Origin of the sequence: Sodalis sp. CWE (genome assembly GCF_019646055.1) — a bacterium.
GTDB lineage: Bacteria > Pseudomonadota > Gammaproteobacteria > Enterobacterales > Enterobacteriaceae > CWE.
The window spans coordinates 150,463-172,372 of the sequence record NZ_JAESFE010000002.1 but is presented as its reverse complement, the minus strand read 5'-3'; the positions used below and the strand labels follow the sequence as shown (position 1 = coordinate 172,372).

The following is a 21,910-nucleotide window of genomic DNA, read 5'->3' as shown; positions in this document are numbered from 1 at the left end:
GAGATCTAATCAATTTAGATATTATATCGTTACAACCTGTTTCATTGAATTTTTAGTATTATGATCTAATGTTTATTTAGATATTGTTAATAACCTTAAATCGTTTTGAATATAAGAGCTTTTATAAAAAATTCAGACAAACCTGGTATTTAAAGTAGATTTTAGGTAGACTTTTATTAAAAAACGATAATTACTCATTATTTATAAATAGTATTTTTGTTGAGTAAACGGTCAATCATTTATGCTTATTGAAATGCGTAGCCTGTTTCATACGGGAAATATCCAAAATTTATTTCAAGTTTTTATTTGAAGCAGTTTCTAAAAAAAAGCTTGAAATTATACACTGTCTTTAATGAAGATTAACTTGATAACAGAAAATTACAAATATTTATTTTCATAAATAAGTTAGTTTAGCCGGTCTACAATAATTTCTATTTTTAAATAGAAAACGTACTTTGCGTATTATATGAAATTTAGCATCTTAACTAATTATTCAGTTAAAAAAATTAAATTCATTTAAATGAAAATTTAGAATAACTAATTATTTTCTATTTTTCTAATTTTAGAAATTAAAATGTTTTTGATTTGTAGATGATAAAAATAAACTCACTTAAGTTTTTAATATCAAACATATATTCTTAATAAAAAATACTAAAAAAATAGTTAATCATTAATCTTGTAATAGCGCTATATAAAAAGTAGCCTTATCAGTTTAGATGCACTTTAATAACTAGATTAAAGTTAATTTTATTAAAAAATTGTTTGAGTTTATTGTTTTTAATTTACACCAGCTACATAAATGATTCTAAAAAACTTAATTCACATTTTTATAAATTTTAATATATTGATTTGTCTTAATTAAAAAACAATGCATCTTATTACCAATATAAGATTAGTTTTGAAACAAATATGAACAATCATTATTGAAACGATAAAAAACGCTGGCAGCCAGTTAAATTTTTATCTATTCAAATCTATTTTTTATTTTAATCCTTTATTAAGAGAAGTTAGAAAAAGCTTTTTAAACTTAAAAAGTTAGTAAAAAATCTATTTATTCTTCAAACTTAAAGAACAACTTAATTTTCTTCTAAAAAAAGAAGCAGGTGTTTTTTACTGTTTTTTCCTTATTAAACAAATTCAGAGTCATATTTTGCCATTTTCTATCAAAATCAGTGAATCATCTTCTGTGTTATGTCTGATTAAATTATTCTTTAGACACAACTTCTCTCTATGAGAAGAACTAAGATATGAATAACTTTTATATGAATTTCCTGAATGCGATCACTATATCCAAAATATGGGACACAAATTTCTACATTTACGCGATTGGATATTTTTCCTCCTTCTCTACCAGTAAATGCGATAATTTGCATTCCTTTATTATTTGCAGCGTCAATAGCACGGATGATATTCTCCGAATTTCCTGAAGTAGAAATTCCTACTAATATATCCCCTTTTCTTCCTACAGCTTCGATGTATCTTGAAAATACATATTCATAACCAAAGTCATTGCTAACACAAGATAAATAACTAGGATCAGAGATAGCTATAACAGGAAAACCTGGTCGGTTATCTCGATAGCGGCCAGTCAACTCTTCAGCAAAATGCATTGCGTCACAATGTGATCCACCATTACCGCAAGATAAAATTTTTCCACCTATTTTAAAAGTATTAGCAATAAGCTTAGCCGCTTTTTCAATAGATTGCATCTGACGTTCATTTTTAAGAAATTTTTGCAGTACTTGTAATGCCTCATTAAGTTCATTTCGAATTAAATCGCGATAACACATAGATCTTTATTTTATTTAATTAAAAAAGAAAAATTATTAATGTTAATTAATGCTCAAGTTAACTTCATAAATTAAAGTACAATTAATTTTATCACTGAAATAAATATCTAAGATATATTGTATACCATTTCGCGATAGTATAGTGAATAACTTCATAATTAGGTTTTTAAAAAAAAACAAAAAAGGCAGGTGTTAAAAAATTTTTTAGAAAAACTGAGCGTACTATGGCTGATAGAAATAAATCTAATATTTATTGAACACAGTCTATTCTATAATGAAAAATAAATATGTGTTTAAATTATACATATAAGATCGGAATCATATCTTATACAAAAAAATGCTTAAATTTATATAATTAACTACTGATTTTATTCAGGAATATTTTATGTACATAAATTTTTAAAAAATTTCAAAAAAATTATAAATAGTCGAGATTTTTAATCTAAACAGTTTTAACGAGTTTAAAAATCACCAAAAATTTTTTTCAAAAAACTAGAAATATCAATGTGATTGATATTCTAGTCAGCAATTAATTTAAACCTTTTAAGCAAAATATTTAAAACAACTAACAATAACATCGGTTATCTTATTTTAATTTTTAATAAACTTTATAGTAAATTTTGAATGTTAAATTAGAATAATTAAAGCAAATAAATTTTTTACGTTAATATCTATAAAATAGAATTAAGTCTTTCTCAGAAAAGAGAATTAAAGACGTTGTTTATAAAAACAAATAAGTATATTCAGCGTTATCCGAATAGTTGGCGGTGCGGACGGGGCTCGAACCCGCGACCCCCGGCGTGACAGGCCGGTATTCTTACCTACTGAACTACCGCACCTTTATTTTATTACTTTAAAATAAGTAAAAAGAAATAATAATATTACATCTACTCAAACGTCAATAATTTTCATAATGGATATTTATTTCTTAGTAATGTCATTTGAAAATTAGATTCACTTTTTTGAATTTACTAAACTACTCTTTTTCTTCAGGAAAATTTTTGCGCCACATGCAATTGCGGTTTCTTTGGTATATTAAATCCAAATACTTTTCATGGGACGAAGCCTCTTCATTCTTTGCATGAATCACCTTCAGTAATAAATTTTTATTAGCATCTTTTTGAAGAGGATAAGTTTGGAAGAGATTTACAATCTTTTTATTATATTGTTTTTCTTTTTCTTCTTCGGAAAAGTTCATCACAGACTGGTTACTAGTCATCAATAAAAAAATATCTGCTAGAATTTCTGCGTCAATTAGAGCACTATGAAAAGTTCGTCTACGACTATCAATCAAATATCGATCACATAACGCATCTAAGCTATTCCGTTTTCCTGGAAAAAGTTTACGTGCCAGAAGTAAACTATCGATTACTTTGCAAAAAGTAGTAATTTTACCAATACCAAGATTTAACATTTCAAATTCATAATTTATAAAGCCAACATCGAATGAAGCGTTATGAATAATTAATTCACTACCATAAATAAAGTGCAGGAATGCGTTTGCGATATCAACAAATTTTGGTTTATCTTCAAGAAACTTATTATCAATACCATGCAAGCTGAATGCTTCTGGATCAACAGGTCGATTAGGATTTATATAGACATGAAAACGCCGTCCAGAAAGACGTCGATTAATAATTTCTATAGCACCTATTTCAATAATTCGATGTCCTGTATAATGAACACCTAATTTGTTCATACCTGTAGTTTCAGTATCCAAAACAATCTGTCTTGTAACATTAATATTCATAAAATTTTTATGTCAAATTTAACGTTTATAAAGTAAAACTAATTATATCAAAAAATGCAAAAACAAATTGCAATTTTTACTGATGGTTCATGTTTAGAAAATCCTGGTCGTGGAGGATATGGCGCTATACTTCGTTATAAACAATATGAGAAGATTTTCAGCGCAGGTTATTATTTAACTACTAATAACCGAATGGAATTAATGGCAGTTATTGTAGCACTAGAAGCGTTAACGGATTCTTGTAAAGTAATTCTTAGCTCTGATAGTCAATATGTTCGCCTTGGTATCACCAATTGGATAAGTAGGTGGAAAGTATGTGGTTGGAAAACTACTAATAAAAATCCTGTAAAAAATATTGATTTGTGGCAAAGACTGGATGCAACCATACAACCACATATTTTATTTTGGAATTGGATAAAGGGACACTCTGGTCATCCAGAGAATGAATATTGCGATGAATTAGCCCGTTTGGCAGCTAATAATCCAAGTTTGGAAGATAATGGTTATCAAATGCAAAAATTAAGTCAAGATAATAAATATATAATATCTGAATAAGAACATTATTCACTAGAAATAATGTCTATTATTATAGATTTCTAGTTATAGTTAGTAATGCTATTAGTTTTCGCGTTCCTAAGTGAAGCTTTAATTTTTTCAGTTGCATCAGATTAGCCGAGACAGTAAGCTTTCGTGCAATGATTATACTTAAATAACCAACGGTTGAGAAATTAACACCGAAAAGTTTCCATATAAGAAATTTCAAAGGAACCTTATTTTTTAATAAGCGTGGTATAAAACTTCGAAATTAAGAATTTTTAACCAAACTAATAAACAACTCTTTTTATACATAGAATTTTTGTAAAAGCAGACAATGAAAAAATTCGAAAATATTGACGTAATCTAGATATGTTAATTGATTTAAACATTGTAATAATTACCCAATCATCTTCAACGAGAACACAATCAACTTCCTTTAATAACCGATAAGGGATCACTTATGTAAGAAAAGATATGAATGAGCAAACAAGCATCAGTTGATTTATTAGCAAAAGGTAGTTGGTATGGGTCACCGATCACTTGTAAACATTCACCGTTAAGATCGAAATTAATTTAATGAGAAATAGAGCAGTTGTCGGTATTTAAGTGTATACTTAGTGACCCAATCTTAAGAAAATGGGTTCCGAATAATTTTGGCTACCAAGATTTTAAATTTTTTTCTAACATTTGACGATGATAGGTTCCAAAAGAAATATTTTCCCATGAAGTTGGTTCCTCCTCCTATCTTTTGCTTTTCAGTAATTTCATAGTGGTTCTTTTTTTCATAATCATGAAAAGTATGAGGTTGGTAATGAATCTCGTTTGTATTCCTACATTAACAAACAACTACACTTGGATATTAAAAAATGATAATAAGCAATGTTTAATAATAGATCCTGGTGAAGCACCTCCTGTACTAAAAATATTATCCCATCAAAAGTTGAAGCCTATTGCTTTTTTATTGACCCATCATCATTGGGATCACATTAATGGTGTTAATGAACTTTTACAATATTTTTCATCAGTACCCGTTTACGGTCCAGAGGAAACTCGACATAAAGGAGCAACACAAATAGTTAATGAAAATGATTGTTTAATATTACTTGGTCATACGTTTATTGTAATAGCATTGCCTGGACATACGCTTGGACATATTGGGTTTTATTGTAATCCTTGGTTTTTTTGTGGCGATACAATTTTTTCTGCTGGATGCGGAAGAATTTATGAAGGTACATCAAGTCAAATGTATGAGTCACTGCAAAAAATTAATCGATTGCCATCCACTACTATAATTTGTCCAGCACATGAGAATACATTAGAAAATTTGAATTTTGCTGTTTCTATACTACCAAAAGATAAAAATATTGTTGCTTACCAAAGCAAAGTTAAAAGTTTACAAATAAAAAATCAGCCTAGTTTACCAACTAACCTAAGTTTAGAAAGAAAAGTTAATCTTTTTTTGCGCTGTAATGATCTATCTGTTCAAAAAGGGTTAGACGTTCAACCCTCTTTTAGAGAAGAGAAACTCATTTTTTCTATGTTACGTAATAAAAAAGATTACTTTTAAGTTTTAATGAAATGCTTGTTCAAGCCAAATAAAGAAAAGATTCAAAAAAAAGAAATAAAATAAAAAATCCTAACAGAAACATCCGTATTAAATTTTTCTTCTTGTAAAGAAAAATTTTTAGATTCATACTCTTATTTCTTTTTTAATTTTTTATTTGCTTTACTTGGCAAGTAAAAATTTGTTTTACTTCGACATTAATATAAAGTTCTAATAAAGAAGTTGATTTTTAATCAACCTTAAATATTATAATTGCGATCATGATATCTAATGATTTTAGAAAATTATTTTTTTTTACTATTTAAATTTAAAACTTCTAATGAAGAAAATCCATAACGTTTTAATGTAGGAGCAAGTGTTATCGTCTTTGATGTAATGGCTGAACAGTAAACCTTGTTTGGTCCTTCTGCTATTATTTTACTCCTCATATTGAGATTAATATCTTGTTTTACTGTCCATAACACACGCTGAGCAACAGCTAATCCAGAATCAATAAAGTTTGTTCTTCTTGGAAGAATTTTTCGAAGTTCAAAATTTAGTAATGGAAAATGAGTACAGCCTAAAACGATGGTATCGGGTGAATCTATTGTTCCTAACCATGGACTCAGAATATTAAATAACGCTGACATTGATACTAATTTACCGTGTAATTTAGCCTCTGTTATACTTACGAGATTAGCTGCTTTTAAATGCAAAATACGACAGTTTCTAGCGAATTGATTAATCAAATTATGAGTATAGTTACTTTCTAGAGTACCACGTGTTGCGAGTAGTCCAACGACTTTGTTACGAGTAGATTTAGCTGCTAGTTTAATCGCGGGCACTACACCAATAATTGGAAAAGGAAAGAGAGCTCGAAGCATTGACATAGAAACAGTAGTGCTAACTGTATTACAAGCAATAATAATTAGATCAAATTGATGTAATCTCGACATTATAGAAATAATAGTAATGACTCTATCAGTAATGAATTGCTTTGATTTTTCTCCGTAAGGAAAAGCCTGATTATCAAACATATATAAATAACGAGCATTTGGTAATATTTGTTTTACTTTACTAAAAATCGATAAGCCTCCAACTCCAGAATCAAAGATGAGAATAGTAAGTTGCTTGGTATTTTTATGGGAAAATGTTTGCTGTAAAGTGAGATTGAAATTACTTAACGTAAAAATCAATTTTTTTTTCATGGTCTTTATAAAAAGACAGTCATCATCATTGGTTAATGATTTAGTCTTTAAATGTTAGGAAGTTCAGTTTTTTGAATTAAGAAAGAAATCAATTATACTATATTTGCTTAAATAACATTAATCTATATCAGAATATGCAATATCAAAATATAGTCAATTTTAAAAAAGTCAGACAACCTTTATCTGCAGTTTTTCTAGATAGAGATGGAACAATTAATATTGATTACGGTTATGTTCACGAAGTTAGTAATTTTCACTTTATTGACGGTTCCATTAATGCAATGCAGGAATTGCAAAACATGAAATTTATTCTAGTAATTATCACCAATCAGTCTGGTTTAGCTCGCGGTTTCTTCAGAAAGGATCAATTTTTTTATTTGACAAAATGGATAAATCGATCGTTAAAAAATTATGGAATTAATTTAAAGGGTACTTATTTTTGCCCTCATTATCCACCAATAAATGTTGGAACATTCCATCAAGGGTGTAGTTGTCGTAAACCAAAACCAAAAATGTTGCTTGAAGCGCAACGCCATCTATGTATTGACATGTCATCTTCTTATATGGTTGGGGATAAAGAGGAAGATATGTTAGCAGCTAAAGCAGCAGGAGTTGGCACACGAGTGCTGGTACGTAGTGGAAAAAATATAACTGAAAAAGCTAATAAAATAGCAGATTTAGTTATCGATAGTTTGGCTTTACTACCTTTTGAAATTAAACAATATCATAGAGTTTCATGGTGACAAAATTTCATAACGGCAGCTTTTAATAACAAGCTCTAGTAAGAAACTAAAACGCTTATCTTTAGCTAAATTCTTATCCTTAAGAAGGAATAAGATTATTACTTAGTAGTGTAGAACTCTTCTTTTTATAAAAAGAGGATCTATTTATCATTGGTTAAACTTTGAGTTTTTATAAAAATCTAAACTCTAATACCTTCACCAAGGCGCTATCGATAATGTTTTTTACTTTAAAAAAGTTCCAGATGATTCCCCCCTTCTAAAGGAAAAAGGATAAATTGAGATGATAAAAAACGGAACATTAAAGTTTTTGAACAGTTTTGCAATTGATGTCTGTGCGCAATGTATTGTTGCTGCGAATACAAAAATTGAGTTATTCAAATTTTGGCAAAAGGCTAAAGAGTATTCTATGCCAGTAATAGTGCTAGGGAGCGGAAGCAATGTTTTATTTTTAGAGAATTACGATGGAACCGTGCTACTTAATCGAATAACAGGTATAACGATCGAAGAACGATCTAATGCTTGGTACCTACATGTAGGGGCAGGTGAAATTTGGCACAACTTGGTAAATATCTGTCTTAAAAAACGTATTCCAGGTTTAGAAAATTTAGCTTTGATACCTGGTCGTGTTGGTTCTGCTCCAATTCAAAATATTGGCGCTTATGGAGTCGAACTGCAACGGTTTTGTAATTATGTTGATGTACTTCAATTAACAACTGGCAAAACATTTCGTTTAAGTGTAGATGAATGCCAATTCGATTATCGTGATAGTATCTTTAAACATTCACTTCGTGAAGAATATGCAATTATTTCGATTGGATTGCAACTTTCCAAGTTTTGGGAGCCAGTACTAACACACAGTGATTTATCACATCTTAAAAAACAAAAAATTACCCAAAAAACAGTTTATGATATAGTTTGCATGTTGCGACGTAAAAAATTACCAGACCCTACATTTTATGGTAATGCAGGAAGTTTTTTTAAGAATCCAACTATAAATATTTCAAATGCAGCAACATTACTTAATTGCTATCCTGATACCCCTTACTATCCACAGCTAGATAAGGGGAAAGTAAAACTATCAGCAGGTTGGCTCATCGATGCCTGTGGATTAAAAGGTTATCAATTAGGTGGTGCGGCAATTCATAAAAGACAAGCATTAATTTTAATCAATATTAATTGTGCGACAGGCAAAGACGTTGCTAAATTGGCCCATCATGTACGTCAAAAAGTGGCAGAAAAGTTTTCTGTTTGCTTGGAGCCAGAGGTGCGTTTTATTGGTGCACGTGGTGAAATAGACGCATTAAGAGCAATAACATGAAAAATGTGACCATTCCGATTAAGCTGATTAGTTTGTTATCCGATGGGAATTTTCATTCTGAAGAGAAATTCAGTAGATTATTAAGATTAAGTGCCGCTACTATTAAAAAGGAATATATTCCAATAGTACGTGACTGGGGTGTAAACGTATTGACGGTTCATAATAAAAAAGGTTATCGACTGTGCTCCCCTTTACATTTACTAAACAAAAGTATAATTCAAGCATATTTATCGTCTGGTCGATTGTCGGTTGTATCAGTAATTGACTCTACCAATCAATACTTAATTGACCGCATTGGGATAATACAATCTGGCGATGCTTGTATAGCAGAGTATCAAATACAAGGTAGAGGTAGACGTGGTCGGAAATGGATATCATCATTTGGAAATGATTTGTATTTGTCCCTTTACTGGCGTTTTCAAGCGGGTTTAATTGCTACAGAAGGTCTTAGCTTAATGGTTGGCATTGTTATGGCAAAAGAACTCCAACGTTTAGGTGTAAAAGATATTCGTATTAAATGGCCGAATGATCTTTATTTAAATAATCGTAAATTAGCTGGAATTCTAGTAGAAATTTTTGGCACAATTGGGGATGTTGCACACATTGTAATTGGCATAGGGATTAATCTCGAAATGCGTAGCAAAATCTCCTTAGAAAAAATTAATCAAAAATGTGTTAGTTTGATAGAAATAGGGATTGTTATCAATCGCAATACTTTAGCTGCAAAATTAATTAATATACTACGAAAAGCATTAAAGCAGTTCGAACACGACGGATTTGCACCGTTTGTCTCTGCTTGGTGCAATATGGACAATTTTTTTGAAAAACCGGTAAAGTTATTTATTGGTAAAAAGGAAATTAGAGGTGTAGCTCGTGGAGTCGATAACCGAGGTAACCTATTGCTGGAACAGGATGGTCAAATTTATTCTTATTTTAGTGAAGAAACATCGCTTCGCGGTTTGTGAATATAGAACTGTTACTTTAAAATGTCCTAGAAAAATAAAGAACATCAAATATAAACTATAAAGAAGAAAAAATCTTACTCGAACGCACTTTCCTTTGAGTAGTGCGTCTCTAGGAAAATAGCCTAATTAGTTTCTACTAATTTTATCTCTATTTAATGGTCTGTTACCAATACCTAAATTTGTATGTTTGCTTCTAAAAAGCACCTAAACACTCCTTAGTTACAACTTATTTAAATTTTTGGAAAGAAATCTTGAAATTCCTTCCTTAGAAGGAAAAATTCCCTCTTGCCCCTTTTTCCACTGAGCTGGGCAAACATCGCCGTGTGCTTCGTAAAACTGTAATGCGTTAACCATTCGTATTATTTCATCAATATTGCGACCAAATGGGAGATCATTAACAACTTGATGACGAACAATTCCATTTTTATCTGTTAAAAATGAACCGCGTAAAGCAACACCAAACTCTGGATGCTCGATACCATAAGCTTTAATAATTTCCCGTTTGACATCTGCTACTATAGGATATTGAATTGACCCAATACCTCCTTGCTCAATTGGAATTTGTCTCCAAGCACTATGCACAAACTCAGAATCAAAGGACACACCGACAACTTCTACGCCGAGTTTTTTGAACTCTATATAACGTTTGTCAAAAGCAATCAGCTCAGATGGACATACAAATGTAAAGTCCATTGGCCAGAAAAAAATCACTGCCATTTTGTCTTGAATAAACGATTTTAAGTTGAAATTATTAATAATTTCACCATCGCTAAGCACAGCAGCAGCCGTAAAATCAGGGGCTGGACGAGAAACTAGCATCACAATAATTCTCCAATCTATATTTTATATTCATTACTTTAAATAATAAATTTAACTAAATCAAATAAAGCACACCATTCTATTATATATTCTCTCATTTTTAAAATAATTTCTTTAAATTTTAAAAATTGCATTTTTTGATTATGTTTCATTTAAAACTGATTTATAGTATAATCTGCTTAAAAAACAAATTGTTGATATCGTTCAGATTATTAGAAACCTTTACGAAAAAGCAAACATGCAAAATTTTTTCACCAAACCACTTGTACTATTATACTAATTTTTGGGTCAAAAAAAAACGGCAAAATCTTTTCACTTACATCTCATGATTGTTTAAATTTCTTAAACTAGATAAGAAGTAAAAGATAACTGCCAATACAAGATGATATTGCATGTCACAAATACTACATATATAAAAAAGTTTTTCAAGAAGAATTTAATTTATAAACTAAAACAGTAGAAATAATCTCTGATAGTATATCTATCTGTAAGATAGAATTGGTTTTAATAGATTTCTATAAATATCTACTATTATTTATTTTATTTCTTTGCTTAGAAAGCAGAATCTCTTTGCCGATTAGCGAGAAGAGGATGTTAATCGTTTTGCTAGAATAATTTTGGAAAAATGTATCTAATTTATTAGAGAAAATAGAAATGTGTACATGGTACGCAAGTTATTTTTTTTATTTATAAAGTTAAAGATAACCTCTCTAAATTTAGGAGTAAAATTAATAATGAAGTTTCAACTACTAAAGACCAATGGTCAGGCACGTCACGGAAAAATGATCTTTGACCGAGGCATAGTCGAAACTCCAGCGTTTATGCCAGTAGGCACGTATGGTGCTGTCAGGGGAATGACACCAGAAGAAATTAAAGAAACCGGAACACAGATATTAATTAGTAATGCTTTCCATTTATGTTTGCACCCAGGAAAAGCGATAGTGAAATTACATGGTGACTTACATAATTTTATGCGCTGGAATGGTCCAATAATAACTGATTCTGGTGGTTTTCAAACGTTTAGCTTAGGCAATTTTCGAAAATTAACAGAAGAAGGCGCTTATTTCCATAATCCAGTTGATAGAAATTTGATGTTTCTGAGTCCTGAACGATCAATGGAAATTCAATATGACTTTGGTACAGACGTTGTTATGGTTTTTGATGAATGTATAGCTTATCCATCTGATTGGACTCAAACAAAAAAATCAATGGAAATGTCACTACGCTGGGCGCAACGTAGTCGAAAAAGATTTAATGAACTAAAAAATCCAAATTCGATATTCGGTATCATTCATGGTGGCATTTACGAAGATTTACGCGATTTATCAATAAAAAAACTTATAGAAATTGGTTTTGATGGCTATGCTATAGGTGGACTGGCAGTAGGAGAGCCAAAAGAAGACATGCATCGCATACTGGCACATACCTGTCCAAAAATTCCAATTGATAAGCCTCGTTATTTAATGGGAGTCGGCAAACCAGAAGATTTAGTGGAAAGTGTTCGCTTGGGAGTTGATTTGTTTGATTGCATTATTCCGACACGCAATGCTCGTCATAGTCATATTTTTTTTACCAATGGAACTTTAAAAATTCGTAATTCTTGCTATAAAGATGATCTATTACCGATAGATACGAAATGTGATTGCTATGCTTGTCTTAATTATAGCCGTTCATACTTGCACCATCTTGACCGATGTAATGAAATATTGGGTATTCGCTTAAATACTATTCATAATCTACGTTATTATCAGCGCTTAATGGAAGGTTTACGACAAGCTATTGATAGAGGTAATTTAGATGAATTTGTAAATTGGTTTTATCAAAAAATAAAGAAATAGCCTCCTGTTCATATTATTTATAATGACAGAACTTATCATCACTACAAAGGAAATTAAAAATGAGCTTTTTCGTTTCTAACGCTGTTGCCGCTACTGACTCTCCTTCTCAATCTAGTCCTTATTCTTTAGCAATAATATTACTTATTTTTGGATTAATTTTTTATTTCATGATACTACGTCCACAACAGAAACGTGCTAAAGCGCATAAGAAATTAATGAATTCTATTTCCAAAGGAGATGAAATTTTAACCACCGGAGGTTTAGTTGGTCGTGTTACAAAAGTGACGAGTCCTGACTATATTTCTATCGCACTTAATGAAACCAATGAAGTGGTAATTAAACGCGACTTTGTCGCTGCTATCCTACCAAAGGGTACAATAAAAGCATTATAGTAACTTAATTTCATGTCATTGTTTTTCAAAAATCTTCTTAAATTTAAGCAATCTTGTGTTAAATCATTATCCTTTATGGAAAAATATAGCACTGGTATTATCACTTGTTGTTAGTACATTGTATGCACTTCCTAATCTATATGGTGAAGACTTGTCTATACAAGTTATTAATCTACAAGGTAATAGCGCTAATGAGTCAGTATTAACTCAAGTTCGTAAAGTGTTAGAGCAAGAATCTATTCCTAGTAAATCTATTGCTATAGAAAATAAAACTATTATAGCTCGTTTTACTAACTCTAATGCACAATTTCACGCTCAAGAGGTTTTAATAAAAGTCTTAGGTGAAAACTATGTTGCAGCTCTTAATTTAACTCCAGCAGTGCCAAATTGGTTAACTAAATTTGGAGCTTCACCAATGAAGTTAGGATTAGACTTACGGGGAGGTATTTACTTTTTAATAGAAGTAGATACTAACCCTGCAGTTGAAAAGTTACAGGAACAAATAATTGAAACTTTGCGTCTTGAATTGCATGATAATGCGATTTCCTATGAAGCGATACTTAAAAAGGCGAATTACGAAAATGAAATTCAATTCAATAATACTAAGAATCGAAACCAAGCAGCTCTATGGCTCGTTTCACGATATAATGATATAACGGTTAATAATTATGGAAAATATACTGTACGAATAGCACCCACGAGTGATCGTCAACGTCAAGCACGTGAATCTGCAGTGTTACAGAATATAAATATATTACGTAATCGCATTAATCAATTGGGTATTTCAGAACCCTTAGTACAACGACATGGCTTCAATCATATCGCAATAGAACTACCAGGTATCCAAGACATTGCTCTTGCTAAGAAAATTCTTGGAGCAACCGCTACTCTAGAATTTCGTTTGGTGAATAATGATTTGAATCTAGATACCATTTTTTCTAGAAATCTTCCAGAAAATTTAGAGATTAAGATGACTAGTGATGGAAAACCAATTGTTTTATATAAAAAAGTTATTTTAACGGGAGAACATATTATAGACGCTGTATCTAGCACAGATGCATATAATCGTCCTCAAGTAAACATATTGCTTGACGATATCGGTGGATTAACTATGTTTCATTTCACTAAAGATAATATTGGAAAATTAATGGCTACTTTATTTGTAGAGTACAAAGATGGAGGAAGAAAAAACCCTAATGGGCGTCCAATTTTGATAAAAAAAGAAGAAATTATTAACATTGCAACAATTCAATCTAGATTTGGTAATAATTTTCGAGTAACTGGTATCAATAGTCTTAGCGAAGCTCGACTTCTTTCTCTGTTATTAAAAGCAGGAACATTAACCACACCGATTCAAATTGTAGAGGAACGTACTATTGGTCCAACTCTTGGATCAAAAAATATTACTAGAGGATTAAAGGCTTGCTTTTCAGGATTGATAACATCTATTTTATTTATGGTGATTTGGTACAAAAAATCTGGCTTGATTGCTGCTGCAGCACTTATAGTCAATTTAATTTTAATTATTGCCATCATGTCTTTGTTACCAGGTGCCACCTTAACCATGCCAGGTATTGCGGGTATTATATTAGCATTAGCGGTATCAGTCGATGCCAATGTGCTTATCAATGAACGAATTAAAGAAGAACTGTGTAGCGGACGTCAAGTTCAGCAAGCTATTCATGAAGGTTATCGATGTGCACTTCCAAGCATTATTGACGCCAACCTTACCACGTTAATTACTACTATTATTCTATACTGTTTAGGAACAGGACCAATTAAAGGGTTTGCAATCACCACTTCTATTGGAACTATTACCTCAATGCTTACAGTAATTATAGGAACGCGAGCTATCACTAATCTGCTTTACGGCGGAAAGAATATCGATAATTTTTCTATCTAACAGAGGAGTTTATTATTGAAAATTTCTTTAATCAGCAAAAAGCGAGATTATTCAAAAGAAATAAATTCTAATCAAACAATCTATGATTTTATGCGCTGGAGTTTCATATCATTCAGTTTTTCTTTATTCTTTCTCGTTATTTCTATTGGTATTATAGCAATACAAGGTTTTAATTGGGGTATAGATTTTACCGGTGGAATAATGATAGAGCTTAATTTAACAGAAGCTGCCAATCTCGAAAAGATTCGCGATGGACTTAGAAATGCAGGTTTCATCGATTCATTTGTACAAAATTTTGGAAGCTGTCATGATATCATACTTCGTCTTCCGCTTTTAGAAGATAAATGTTTTGATCAAGAATTTAAGAAAAAAATTCTTGATGTGATTGCTTATTCTACAGGCTGTAAAGTCACTCTGAATAGAGCAGAATTTATTGGACCAAATATTGGGAGTAATCTATTACAAGATGGTGGAATAGCATTATTTATTGCGTTAATTGCTATTTTTATATATGTTTGGTGTCGATTTGAATGGCGAATAGCAATTGGCGCAGTTATATCTCTATTACACGATATAATTGTTACGCTTGGTGTTCTATCTTTATTAAAAATAGAAATTGATCTTACAATTATTGCGTCTTTAATGTCAGTAATTGGATATTCATTAAATGACAGCATCGTAGTATCAGATCGTATTCGTGAAAATTTCCAAGTAATTAACTTCTACAGTGCTTATGATATAATCAATATTTCGTTAACACAGATTTTTAATCGAACAATAATAACATCAACTACTATACTGGTAGCTATGGTGATTTTATTGATTTTCGGAGGGACGGCATTACGTGGTTTTTCTATCGTATTATTTACTGGCGTACTTATTGGTACTATCAGCTCCATTTATGTGTCTTCGGCTCTTTCACTTAAGCTTGGTATAAAACGACAATTCTTTTTAAAAGAAGAAATAGAGAAAGAATGTGCCGATCGGAAATGGCTCATTCCTTAAATTTAGTTTTTTTGAGGCAACTTTATCGAGATTAATATAAAAAAGCTATTAATATTTTTTACTTTTGTTTTTTTTTATTAATTTAACTAAAAGTTAAATCAAAGATCAGAACTGATATAATATTACTCTAATTTATTTATCGATCAATAAACTATTTAGTGTAATGATGTGGCATGAGTAATGCTATCCTATAAAAAGGAACATCTTTATGTTTTAAATTTTTAGAAAAGCAAGTTTATCTAATAAAAGGTTTTTATTTTTCTGTACAACAGGACTCATTTAAAAAATATAACTCACACATGCATTTTTTTCTTACTTAAGAGCTTGCATGAGTAAGCAACTTTAAAAAACTATAGACGCCAATACTAATTAATTTTCTTTTTGTTAAGAAAAAAAGATGATGGATGATGATGAATTTTTTCTTAAACGTGCATTCAAACTAGCAAATCGAGGTCGTTTTACAGCTGCACCGAACCCCAATGTTGGGTGTGTTATTGTTCAAAAAGGACGTATTGTCGGCGAAGGAAATCATCAATATTTCGGTGAACAACATGCTGAGATATGTGCATTGCATAACGCAGGTAGCAAGGCATACGGCGCTACCGCATATGTTACACTTGAGCCATGTAGCCACCATGGAAAAACACCTCCTTGTACTGAAGCGCTGATACAGGCTGGTATAGCACGAGTAGTGTCTACTATTTCTGATCCAAACCCTCAGATAGCAGGGCGTGGATTTTTCCGATTGCAACAAGCTGGAATTAAGGTACGTTATGGCTTGATGATTTCTGATGCAGAAACCATAAATAGAGGCTTCCTTAAGCGTATGCGAACTGGTTTTCCATGGGTTAGACTTAAGCTCGCTTCATCATTGGATGGTCGTACGGCTATGGCGTCTGGAGAAAGTCAATGGATCACTTCTCTCCAATCAAGACAAGATGTACAATGCTGGAGGGCTGAAAGTGACGCTATTTTATCTACCGCTACTACGGTACTAGCAGATAATCCTACTTTAACAGTACGCTGGTCATCTTTACCAAAAGATGTACAGGCAATTTATCCGTTGGAACGATTTCGTCAACCAATACGAGTTATTATTGATAGCAATAATTGTGTCAGACCATTGCATCGAATTATAATGAGCGAAGGTTTAACTTGGTTAGCCCGTAAATTTCCTGATGATTTAGTATGGCCTAGTTCTGTTGAGCAGATTCAAATACCAATGAATGAAGGAAATAAATCAAAACACCTTGACCTAATAGAACTAATGATTCGTTTAGGATGCCGCCAGATTAATAATTTATGGGTTGAAGCAGGTGCAAGGTTAGCTGGAGCACTATTAAGTAGTAATCTAGTAGATGAATTAATACTCTATCAAGCGCCGAAATTACTTGGTTCTGATGCCCGTCCATTGTGTTTTTTAAAAGGATTAGAAAAGCTTAGTACAGTACCTAGTTTTGTTCTACTTGATGTTCAGCAAGTTGGTCCTGATGTTCGGCTACGTTTAACGCCTGATCGATAGAATTTCATTTAATTTATGTTATTGATGAAAATTTTGTTAGGATTGTAATGTTAGATCAAAATGATCTGTTTAACGTAAATAATAAAAAAGAGGATATATTAATTGAATATTATTGAAGGTGCTTTTTTAACTTCTAATGCATATATCGCCATTGTTGTGTCACGTTTTAATTATTTTATAAATGAGAAACTTCTTAGTGGCGCGATCGAAACTTTAAAACGTGTTGGTCAAGTTAAGGATAAAAATATTACTGTAATTTGGGTCCCTGGAGCTTATGAACTACCATTAGTAGCTAATATGCTAGCAAACAGCAAAAATTATAATGCAATTGTAGCGTTAGGGACAATTATTCGCGGAAGTACTTCCCATTTCGATCTTATTTCAAGTGAATGTATCTCTAGTCTATCTGCAGTTTCTATTCGAACTATGATACCAGTAACATGTGGAGTATTAACTACTGAAAATGTTGAACAAGCTATTGAGCGCGCTGGAACAAAAGCCGGAAATAAAGGTACAGAAGCTGCGCTAGCTGCTCTTGAGATGATTAACGTACTCAAGCTATTAAATGAATAAGCTTTTTATGATAAATTCAATCAGCAATAATGAGAAATTTTATAAAAATAACTTTGCTTCCCGTCGAAGTCGGGCTCGACAGTGTGCAGTTCAAGCACTTTATTCTTGGCAATTATCGAATAACAGAGCTACCGACGTTGAAATTCAATTTTTATTGAATCAAAGCGTAGCAGATATAGATATCAATTATTTCTATGAACTGTATACTGGAGTCATAAATAATAGCAAAGAGTTAGATGGATTAATGGAACCTTATCTTTCACGTCGTTTGAAAAGAGTGGATCAGGTTGAACGTGCAGTGTTGCGCATTGCTTTGTTTGAATTGAACAATTGTCGGGATATACCCTATAAGGTTGCTATTAATGAAGCTATTGAATTAACTAAACTATTTGGTGCAGAAAAAAGTCATAAATTTATTAATGGTGTTTTAAATAGAATTGCTTTTCAAATGCGCTCTGAATAAAAGTATCATACCGATTGTTCCCATTGTGAGTCACTAACCGCTGATTGTTGAAATAAGCATAAATGATAAACTAGAGTGACGGAAAAAGCATGTCATGCAAAGAAATTGATCTTATTGATCGTTTTTTTAATAAAATGCAAAAAACACGGCAAGACGTAATCATGGGAGTTGGTGATGACTGCGCGCTGCTATCAACAAATAAAGAAGAGTTGATTGCAGTCAGTACGGATACATTGATAGCTGGAAAACATTTTATGCCGGATATTCATCCAACAGACTTGGGATATAAATCACTTGCGGTTAATTTAAGTGACTTGGCTTCTATGGGAGCTGATCCAGCTTGGCTCTCTCTCGCAATAACTCTTCCTTCGATAAATGAAGATTGGCTGGCCTCTTTTAGCAAGAGTCTTTTTCGAGAGTTAAATTATCATAATATGCAACTTATTGGTGGAGATATCACTTGTGGTCCGTTAAGCTTAACCATGACCATTCAAGGAAAAGTACCCTTTGGGTGTGCCTTAACACGACATGGAGCTTGCGTTGGTGATCGGATTTATGTTACTGGCACTCTTGGAGATAGCGCGGCTGGCTTAGCAATATTGCAAAAACGTTTGCGAATTTTTAATTTACAAGATAGACAATATTTGTTATCGCGCCATTTGCGTCCACAACCACGTATTTTACAAGGAAAAGCACTTCGAAATATTGCAAGCGCTGCGATTGATATTTCAGATGGTGCAATAATGGATTTGAATCATATTCTTGTTCGTAGCAATTGTGGAGCTTGCATTAATTTGGACAGTATTCCCTATTCACTAGCACTTCTTCGACACAGTAATCAAGATCAAGCGTTACATTGGGCGCTCAGTGGGGGTGAAGATTACGAGTTATGCTTTACAGTTTCTCCTATCAATGATCGCCTCTTAGGAAATATAGTAGCAGATCTAAATTGTACCAACACATCTTTTACTTGCATCGGTTACATCATACCAAAAAATGAAGGAATTCAGTTTATGCGAAATAATAAAAAAGTAGAATATAGCTGGAGTGGATATACTCACTTCAAATAAAGATTATCTAAATAATAAGAACACCTCTTCTTCAAAGAAGAGAAGAACTTTCTTTTATCAAGAAAAACTAACAAAAAAGATTTTATGATAAAAATAAACAAGATCGATTTACTATAAAATGTCTAGTAAATTTTGTTAGTCTAGATGAAAATAACAGATTAAAAAATTAATCTAGTAATTATTTTAGAGTCAAAAATTACTTTAAAGTAACCAATTTTCAATTTGACGTTGAATTCCTTCACCATCGAGACCTAAATCTGAACGAATTTCCTCTTGACTTCCATGTGGAATAAAATAATCCGGTAAGCCAATATTTAATACCGGTATTTGCAATCGATGATATAGTACATAATTATTTACACCGCTACCAGCTCCACCTATAATAGTATTTTCTTCGATTGTTACTAATGCTCGATGAGTGTCAGCCAATTGGTTTATTAAAAATTCGTCAAGAGGCTTAACAAATCGCATGTCCACAAGAGTTGCGCCTATTGATTCTGCAGCTTCTTTAGCAAAAGGTAATAAAGCTCCAAAATTAAGAATCGCTACAGTGATTCCGTGTCGATGGATAATTCCTTTCCCTATAGATAATTTATATAAATTACTAAATGCTGCACCAGTACCCATACCTCGTGGATAGCGAACCACGCTAGGTCCTTTCTGATAAGAATAACCAGTATACAACATTAATCGGCACTCATTTTCATCGCTTGGTGTCATAATAACCATATTGGGAATACATCGCAGATATGATAGATCAAAAGCTCCTTGATGGGTTGCTCCATCAGTACCAACAATACCGCCACGATCAATAGCAAATAATATCGGCAAATTTTGAAGCGCTATATCATGAATAATCTGATCATAAGCTCTTTGTAAAAAAGTAGAATAAATAGCAACTACAGGTCGATAACCGCTAATAGCTAGTCCAGCAGAAAAAGTAACCGCATGTTGTTCAGCGATAGCTACATCAAAGTATTGACGTGGATAACGCTGAGAGAATGCAAACATGCCAGATCCTTCTCCCATAGCTGGAGTAATTGCCATTAACTTATTATCTTGCGCAGCAGTAGCGCATAGCCATTCACCAAACACTTCTGAGTAAGAAGGGATATTTTTATTTTTACTATTTGGAATTGATCCATTGTTAAGATTAAATTTTGGTACTGCATGCCAACGAATAGGATCTTGTTCAGCTGGCACATAACCATAACCTTTTTTAGTTATAGCATGAAGAATCTGTGGCCCTTTTTTAACCTGTATATTCTTTAGTGTTTTTATTAATCCTTGAACATCATGTCCATTTACTGGACCAGTGTAATTAAATCCAAGTTCTTCAAACCATGAACTAGGTGTTATCATATTTTTGATGTACTTTTCTATACGCTTCATAAATGTTTGAGGCATACCAGAAAGTACCTTTTTACTGCCATTACGAATAGTATAAAAAATCTTTCCAGAGAACATACGTGCTAAGTGAGTATTTAATGCCCCAACATTTCTAGAGATAGACATTTCATTATCATTTAATATGATTAATAAATCAGATTTAATATCTCCAGCATGATTTATTGCTTCAAATGCCATGCCAGCAGTAATGGCACCATCACCAATAACGCAAACTATACGACGATCTGACCCTTCATAAGCTGCTGCAATTGCCATTCCAAGCCCAGCGCTAATAGAAGTAGAAGAATGCCCTACTGAGAGATGATCATATTCACTCTCTTCTCGCCAAGGGAATGGATGTAGTCCGTTACGCTGACGTATAGTAGCAATGCGGTTTCGTCGTCCAGTTAAAATTTTGTGTGGATAAGCTTGATGACCAACATCCCAAATTAATCGATCAAACGGTGTATTATACACATAGTGCAAAGCTACTGTCAGTTCTATTGTTCCTAATCCTGAGGCAAGGTGACCACTTGAACGACTTACGGTATCTAGCAAAAATTGTCGTAATTCATTGCATAATATTGTTAAAGCTTTTTTAGGCAGTTGACGTAACTTTATAGGATTATCAGCCAAGGCTAACGTTGGATATTTACTTGCATCAAAACTCATACAGCTCTCACATTTTGACATGCAACAATTAATTGTTTGTTGCGTTTAGTAACGTACATAGTTTGCTAAAAATATTTAAGATAGCAATATCGTATCTAAATGTAGTAACATATTTCAAATGTATTAAGCGGAATTCTCGAAATAATTCTACGTCATTGGATTGCGTTACACTCATTACAATATCACTGGCAAATTTTTTTAGGAAAAAATTATTTCTTTTGAGATTTGCTCTCTTTGATTAGAGTAAATTACTTTCACTTACGTCAATTAAAACATCAAGAAAATTGTCTTGTTTTTAACAGCTCATCTGATAATAGCATTAGCAAAGCTCTATCAAACGATCAAGACTTTAATTAAAAAAATTTTTCTTTGTTTGCTGTTTATCCAGCTAAAAGGACAGGTATTACTGA

At 32.0% G+C, this 21,910-nt stretch carries 18 protein-coding genes and 1 tRNA gene; 13 read left to right on the top strand and 6 right to left on the bottom strand.

What is annotated here, in order from left to right:
• Window positions 1-1,211: 1,211 nt before the first annotated feature.
• From lpcA to dnaQ, 3 genes are all read right to left on the bottom strand, one after another.
• Window positions 1,212-1,790, bottom strand: a complete 579-nt coding sequence (gene lpcA, locus JK145_RS02910) for a D-sedoheptulose 7-phosphate isomerase (RefSeq protein WP_220665375.1) — start codon at window positions 1,788-1,790, stop codon at window positions 1,212-1,214.
• A gap of 762 nt (window positions 1,791-2,552) precedes the next feature.
• Window positions 2,553-2,629: transfer RNA gene (locus JK145_RS02905), tRNA-Asp, on the bottom strand.
• 137 nt (window positions 2,630-2,766) lie between these two features.
• Entirely contained in the window at window positions 2,767-3,540 is a 774-nt protein-coding gene (gene dnaQ, locus JK145_RS02900) for a DNA polymerase III subunit epsilon (protein ID WP_220665374.1), read from the bottom strand.
• A gap of 54 nt (window positions 3,541-3,594) precedes the next feature.
• Here dnaQ and rnhA point away from each other — a divergent pair, with 54 nt between their 5' ends.
• Both rnhA and gloB read left to right on the top strand, forming a co-directional pair.
• Entirely contained in the window at window positions 3,595-4,095 is a 501-nt protein-coding gene (gene rnhA, locus JK145_RS02895) for a ribonuclease HI (protein ID WP_220665373.1), read from the top strand.
• A 793-nt stretch (window positions 4,096-4,888) separates the two neighbouring features.
• Entirely contained in the window at window positions 4,889-5,644 is a 756-nt protein-coding gene (gloB, locus tag JK145_RS02890; protein WP_220665372.1) for a hydroxyacylglutathione hydrolase, read from the top strand.
• Between the two features lie 281 nt (window positions 5,645-5,925).
• Here gloB and murI read toward each other — a convergent pair whose 3' ends face one another.
• On the bottom strand, window positions 5,926-6,828 hold the full coding sequence (gene murI, locus JK145_RS02885; protein WP_220665371.1) for a glutamate racemase: 903 nt from the start codon (window positions 6,826-6,828) through the stop codon (window positions 5,926-5,928).
• A 134-nt stretch (window positions 6,829-6,962) separates the two neighbouring features.
• On the opposite strand from murI, the gene gmhB reads away from it, so the two are divergent.
• From gmhB to birA, 3 genes are all read left to right on the top strand, one after another.
• Window positions 6,963-7,571 carry a D-glycero-beta-D-manno-heptose 1,7-bisphosphate 7-phosphatase gene (gmhB, locus tag JK145_RS02880; RefSeq protein ID WP_220665370.1) on the top strand — a complete coding sequence of 203 codons (609 nt, stop codon included), beginning with the start codon at window positions 6,963-6,965 and terminating at the stop codon, window positions 7,569-7,571.
• A 280-nt stretch (window positions 7,572-7,851) separates the two neighbouring features.
• Window positions 7,852-8,889, top strand: coding sequence for a UDP-N-acetylmuramate dehydrogenase (murB, locus tag JK145_RS02875; protein ID WP_220665369.1), 1,038 nt, complete (start codon window positions 7,852-7,854; stop codon window positions 8,887-8,889).
• A complete protein-coding gene (gene birA / locus JK145_RS02870) occupies window positions 8,886-9,854 on the top strand; it encodes a bifunctional biotin--[acetyl-CoA-carboxylase] ligase/biotin operon repressor BirA (RefSeq protein WP_220665368.1) in 969 nt (322 codons plus the stop codon). The genes murB and birA overlap by 4 nt, the downstream gene beginning before the upstream one ends.
• Window positions 9,855-10,073: 219 nt before the next feature.
• On the opposite strand, the gene JK145_RS02865 is transcribed toward birA, so the two are convergent.
• Complete coding sequence (locus tag JK145_RS02865; RefSeq protein WP_220665367.1) at window positions 10,074-10,676, bottom strand: peroxiredoxin C; 603 nt, start codon at window positions 10,674-10,676, stop codon at window positions 10,074-10,076.
• Between the two features lie 731 nt (window positions 10,677-11,407).
• Here JK145_RS02865 and tgt point away from each other — a divergent pair.
• From tgt to thiL, 8 genes are all read left to right on the top strand, one after another.
• Window positions 11,408-12,511 carry a tRNA guanosine(34) transglycosylase Tgt gene (tgt, locus tag JK145_RS02860; RefSeq protein ID WP_220665366.1) on the top strand — a complete coding sequence of 368 codons (1,104 nt, stop codon included), beginning with the start codon at window positions 11,408-11,410 and terminating at the stop codon, window positions 12,509-12,511.
• A gap of 59 nt (window positions 12,512-12,570) precedes the next feature.
• Window positions 12,571-12,903 (top strand): preprotein translocase subunit YajC, encoded by a 333-nt coding sequence (gene yajC / locus JK145_RS02855; protein WP_220665365.1) that lies wholly within the window; start codon window positions 12,571-12,573, stop codon window positions 12,901-12,903.
• A gap of 55 nt (window positions 12,904-12,958) precedes the next feature.
• Window positions 12,959-14,806, top strand: coding sequence for a protein translocase subunit SecD (gene secD / locus JK145_RS02850; RefSeq protein WP_220665364.1), 1,848 nt, complete (start codon window positions 12,959-12,961; stop codon window positions 14,804-14,806).
• 90 nt (window positions 14,807-14,896) lie between these two features.
• Window positions 14,897-15,811, top strand: a complete 915-nt coding sequence (secF, locus tag JK145_RS02845; RefSeq protein WP_220665401.1) for a protein translocase subunit SecF — start codon at window positions 14,897-14,899, stop codon at window positions 15,809-15,811.
• A gap of 400 nt (window positions 15,812-16,211) precedes the next feature.
• On the top strand, window positions 16,212-17,333 hold the full coding sequence (gene ribD, locus JK145_RS02840; RefSeq protein WP_220665400.1) for a bifunctional diaminohydroxyphosphoribosylaminopyrimidine deaminase/5-amino-6-(5-phosphoribosylamino)uracil reductase RibD: 1,122 nt from the start codon (window positions 16,212-16,214) through the stop codon (window positions 17,331-17,333).
• Window positions 17,334-17,435: 102 nt separating this feature from the next.
• The gene (gene ribE / locus JK145_RS02835) at window positions 17,436-17,906 is read left to right on the top strand and encodes a 6,7-dimethyl-8-ribityllumazine synthase (protein ID WP_220665363.1); all 471 of its coding nucleotides are present in this window, start codon (window positions 17,436-17,438) and stop codon (window positions 17,904-17,906) included.
• A 7-nt stretch (window positions 17,907-17,913) separates the two neighbouring features.
• Window positions 17,914-18,369 (top strand): transcription antitermination factor NusB, encoded by a 456-nt coding sequence (gene nusB, locus JK145_RS02830; protein WP_220665362.1) that lies wholly within the window; start codon window positions 17,914-17,916, stop codon window positions 18,367-18,369.
• A gap of 89 nt (window positions 18,370-18,458) precedes the next feature.
• Window positions 18,459-19,439 (top strand): thiamine-phosphate kinase, encoded by a 981-nt coding sequence (thiL, locus tag JK145_RS02825; RefSeq protein WP_220665361.1) that lies wholly within the window; start codon window positions 18,459-18,461, stop codon window positions 19,437-19,439.
• Window positions 19,440-19,640: 201 nt separating this feature from the next.
• Here thiL and dxs read toward each other — a convergent pair whose 3' ends face one another.
• Window positions 19,641-21,500 (bottom strand): 1-deoxy-D-xylulose-5-phosphate synthase, encoded by a 1,860-nt coding sequence (dxs, locus tag JK145_RS02820; RefSeq protein ID WP_220665399.1) that lies wholly within the window; start codon window positions 21,498-21,500, stop codon window positions 19,641-19,643.
• Window positions 21,501-21,910: the final 410 nt, after the last annotated feature.